We start from the raw sequence: 3,587 nt of genomic DNA on the forward strand, positions 1-3,587 counted from the left end.
CTTCCGGTGTGACATGGATCGCTGCCGGCACCTTGCCGGAGGCGCCCGACATGCGTCCGTCGGTGACCAGCGCCACGCGCTGGCCGCGGTCCTGCAGGATGCCGAGCACGGTGGTCAGCTTGTGCAGCTCCGGCATGCCATTGGCCTTCGGCCCCTGGAAGCGGATGACGGCGATGAAATCGCCGGTCAGCGTGCCTGCCTTGAACGCATCGTTCAGCCCTTGCTGGCTGTCGAAGACCCTGGCCGGCGCCTCGATGACACGCCGCTCCGGCTTCACCGCGGAAGTCTTGATGACGGCGTGGCCGAGATTGCCTGACAGCACCTTTAGGCCGCCGGTCGCCTGGAACGCCTTGTTGAAAGGCGCCAGCACCTTTTCGTCGCCGCTTGTCCGCGGCGAGGCTTCGCGCACCACGCCTCCGTCGGCGCCGAGCTTTGCCTCGACCGCATAAGGCCGCAGGCCTTCGCCCCACACCGTCTGCACATCCTCATGCAGGATGCCTTCGTCGAGCAGTTCGCGGATCAGGAAGCCGAGCCCGCCGGCGGCGTGGAAATGGTTCACGTCGGCGAGGCCGTTCGGATAGACCCGCGCCAGCAGCGGCACCGCTTCCGACAGGTCGGAAATATCCTGCCATGTGATGGCGATGCCGGCCGCCGCCGCCATGGCGATCAGGTGGATGGTGTGATTGGTCGAGCCGCCGGTGGCATGCAGGCCGACGACGCCGTTGACGATCGAGCGCTCGTCGATCATCCGCCCGACGGGCGTATAGGCGTTGCCAAGCGCAGTAATCGCCAGCGCCCGCTTGGTCGCCTCGCGGGTCAAAGCCTCGCGCAGCGGCGTGCCTGGATTGACGAAGGACGCGCCCGGCGTGTGCAGGCCCATGATCTCCATCAGCATCTGGTTGGAATTCGCCGTGCCGTAGAAGGTGCAGGTGCCCGGTCCATGGTAAGATTTGGACTCGGCCTCCAGCAGTTCGGCGCGTCCGGCCTTGCCCTCGGCGTAGAGCTGGCGGACCTTGGCCTTTTCGTCATTGGGCAGGCCTGATGTCATCGGTCCGGCCGGAATGAACACCGCCGGCAGATGGCCGAAGGTGAGGGCGGCGATCACCAGCCCCGGCACGATCTTGTCACAGACGCCGAGATAGACGGCGGCGTCGAACATGTTGTGCGACAGGCCGATCGCGGCGGCCATGGCTATGACATCGCGCGAAAACAGCGACAGCTCCATGCCGGGCTGGCCCTGGGTGACGCCGTCGCACATCGCCGGCACGCCGCCTGCCACCTGGGCGATGCCGCCGGCTTCGCGGGCTGCATCCTTGATCAGCGCGGGGAAGCTCTCGAACGGCTGATGCGCCGACAGCATGTCGTTATAGGAGGTGATGATGCCGAGGTTCGGCACCTTGTCGGCGCCCAGCGCGAGCTTTTCCGAAGGGCTGCACACCGCAAAGCCGTGAGCGAGGTTGCCGCACGACAAAACGGCCCGGTTGGCGGCGCGGTTCGACGCCTCGGCTATGCGGCTGAGATAACGCTCGCGGCCGGGCTTAGAGCGCTGGCGGATGCGTTCGGTGATGGCTTCGATGTCGCGTCTGGCGGTCATGGTATCGGTCCTTTCAGGCGAGGTCCCGGAAACATCCTCCCGCCGTTTGCCGGGCCCGGTGTAAATCGAGAATCAGGGTGCCCAGAAAACCTCTACGGGCTTTTGCGCTGCGTCGAGCACGGCGCGGATTGGCTTTCGCGGCCCGGGCGCCACCGCGCCGTCGAAGGCGATACGCTTGTCCTCACCCTCGATGTGCAGCGCGATGAAGCCGGCTTCGACGATGCGGGCCAGCGACAGGGTCAGCCGCGGCTCGCCCGCACTTGCCGCATGAACCGGCAGCACGATCCTGTCGGAAGACGGGTCGAGCAGCGTTGCCAGGTCGACGGCATCGGGAAAGAACGAGGCGGTGTGGCCGTCCGGCCCCATGCCGAGCACAACGACATCGAGCGGCCAGGGCAAGGATCGGAGCGCTGCATCGTCGGACGAGGCCGCATCCTCGATGCTGGTGGCTTCGTGATAGAGCGGCACGAAACGAGCCGCCTTGGCCGCGTTCTGCAACAGATTGGCGGCCACCAGCCCGGCATTGGAGCGTGGCGAGGAGGCCGGCACGAAACGCTCGTCGACCAGCGTCACGATCACCTTGTCCCAGGCGATGGGTATCGCTGAAAGGGCGGCGAAGAATTTTGCCGGCGTGGTGCCGCCGGAGACGGCGAGCAACCCCGTGCCGCGCTCGGCGATCGCCTTGGTCAGTCTGCCTGCAACATGGCCGGCCAGGGCTGCCGCCAGTTCCTGGCGCCCGCTGAAGCCGTTCCAGCTGTAGGCGGCGCTGTTCAATTGCTCTCGTGCCATGTCCGCCCGTCACGTTCGATCAGCGCTATCGAGGCCGATGGACCCCAGGTGCCCGCCGTGTAGCCCTGCGCCTCCTGCCTGGCACTTTCCCAGGCATTCTGGATCGGGTCGATCCATTTCCACGCCGCCTCGACTTCGTCACGGCGCATGAACAGGGTCTGGTTGCCACGGATGACGTCCATGATCAGCCGCTCATAGGCGTCCGGTGCGCGGCCGTCGAAGGACTGCGCGAAACTCATGTCGAGCGAAATCTGGCGCAGCCGCATGCCGCCCGGGCCCGGATCCTTGATCATGATGAACTGCTTGACGCCTTCGTCCGGCTGCAGCCGGATGACAAGCTGGTTGGCGAAGATCGGTCCGGCGCTGTCGCCGAAGATCGAATGCGGGATCGGCTTGAATTCGATGACGATTTCCGAAACCCGCGTCGCCAGCCGTTTGCCGGTACGCAGATAGAACGGAACGCCCGACCAGCGCCAATTGCCGATCTCGGCCTTGATGGCGACGAAGGTCTCGGTGTTGCTGTCCTTGCCGAGTTCCTCGACATAGCCTTTCACCGGTCCGCCGGCCGAAGCCCCGGCGCGATACTGCCCGCGCACGGTGTGCTTCGGCGCTTCGTTGCCGTTGATGCGCTTCAGTGCCCGCAGCACCTTCAGCTTTTCGTCGCGAACGGCGTCGGCATCCATCGACGACGGCGCTTCCATGGCGACGAGGCACAAGAGCTGCAGCATATGGTTCTGCACCATGTCGCGCAGCGCGCCGGCCTTGTCGTAATAGGTGACGCGGTCCTCCAGGCCGACGGTCTCGGCCACGGTGATCTGGACATGGTCGATATGGGCTGAATTCCACAACGGTTCGTAGAGCGCGTTGGCAAAGCGCAGCGCCATCAGGTTCTGCACCGTCTCCTTGCCGAGATAATGGTCGATGCGGAAGATCTGGCTTTCGTGGAAGTCGTCGCCGACCAGGTCGTTGAGCTTGCGTGCCGAATCGAGATCGCGGCCGATCGGCTTTTCCAGCACGATGCGCGAGTTCGGCGTGATCAGATTGTGCTCTTTCAGCTTGTGCGAGATGTCGCCGAACAGCGCCGGCGCCACCGCCAGGTAGAAGGCGCGGATGCGGTCGCTGTCGCCGATCGCCTTCTTGAGCTTGTCGAAGCCGTCACCGCTCGTCGCATCGGCGGAGACGTAGGACAGCGGCGCCAGAAAGG

The 3,587-nt window shown here is 65.3% G+C and carries 3 protein-coding genes; all 3 read right to left on the reverse strand.

The window, feature by feature from the left end:
• On the reverse strand, window positions 1-1,594 hold a 1,594-nt coding region (gene edd / locus EN925_RS28065), incomplete at its 3' end, for a phosphogluconate dehydratase (protein WP_128337077.1).
• 72 nt (window positions 1,595-1,666) lie between these two features.
• Complete coding sequence (gene pgl / locus EN925_RS28070; RefSeq protein WP_127369260.1) at window positions 1,667-2,383, reverse strand: 6-phosphogluconolactonase; 717 nt, start codon at window positions 2,381-2,383, stop codon at window positions 1,667-1,669.
• The coding region (zwf, locus tag EN925_RS28075; RefSeq protein WP_128337078.1) for a glucose-6-phosphate dehydrogenase at window positions 2,365-3,587 on the reverse strand (1,223 nt) is incomplete at its 5' end. The genes pgl and zwf, both read right to left, overlap by 19 nt.

This window comes from Mesorhizobium sp. M7A.F.Ca.US.006.04.2.1, from assembly GCF_004022915.1.
GTDB lineage: Bacteria > Pseudomonadota > Alphaproteobacteria > Rhizobiales > Rhizobiaceae > Mesorhizobium > Mesorhizobium ciceri.

What these genes read in the sequence shown, in the direction of transcription:
- pgl (WP_127369260.1), bottom strand. Translation starts at nt 2,383, where the DNA reads ATGGCACGAGAGCAATTGAACAGCGCCGCCTACAGCTGGAACGGCTTC.